General features: G+C 61.1%; 1 protein-coding gene. It reads right to left on the bottom strand.

Going from position 1 to position 720, the window contains the following annotated elements:
• A partial coding sequence (locus E1B25_RS21995) for an IS110 family RNA-guided transposase (RefSeq protein WP_132831689.1) occupies window positions 1-645 on the bottom strand: 645 nt, incomplete at its 3' end.
• Window positions 646-720 lie beyond the last annotated feature (75 nt).

The following is a 720-nucleotide window of genomic DNA, read 5'->3' as shown; positions in this document are numbered from 1 at the left end:
CATCAACCGTCGAGCCACGTCATTCTCTTTGGCTCGCCGCGAGATCTCGGCGTCGAGCTTCGCGATCTCCGCCCTCAGATGCGCGAGAGCCGAGACGAGCACCTGAAGCGTGGGAATGGCATCGATAGGTAGGGCGTTGTCCGCGTCCTCGACGATGGCGATCAGTTTCGAGGCGTTGGCCGCGCCCTGCGGCACAATCTGGCCAATCTCGGTGAGATGGCCGCGCAAGGCATTGATGGCCTGCGTGCGCTGCCGGATCAGCAACTCCCGGACACGGAAGATCATTGCCGCTCCCTGCGTTTCTTCGCTCTTCACCGGCACGAAGCGCATCGTCGGGCGCACGGCTGCTTCGCATATCGCTTCTGCATCGGCAGCATCGTTCTTCTGGCGCTTCACGAAGGGTTTGACGTAGGCAGGCGGGATCAACCGAATGTCATGGCCCAGCTTGCCGATTTCTCGTCCCCAGAAATGCGAGCCGCCGCAGGCTTCCATCGCGACGACGCAAGGCGGCAATTGGCCGAAAAACTCCAGAACCTGTGCGCGCCGCAGCTTCTTGCGCAGAACCGCTCGGCCCGTGCCGTCCGCACCGTGAACCTGAAACACATTCTTCGCCAGATCGAGCCCGACCGTGATAATCTCTGACATGACCGCTCTCCTTTGTGGATCCTCAAAGACCCACCTTGGCACACAGATGCCGTCGGGGGGCAGTTACATCATCAA

Origin of the sequence: Antarcticimicrobium sediminis (assembly GCF_004348975.1) — a bacterium.
GTDB classification, from domain to species: Bacteria; Pseudomonadota; Alphaproteobacteria; order Rhodobacterales; family Rhodobacteraceae; genus Antarcticimicrobium; species Antarcticimicrobium sediminis.
Note: the sequence above shows the minus strand (reverse complement) of the source record. Positions and strands in the feature narration are given on the sequence as shown.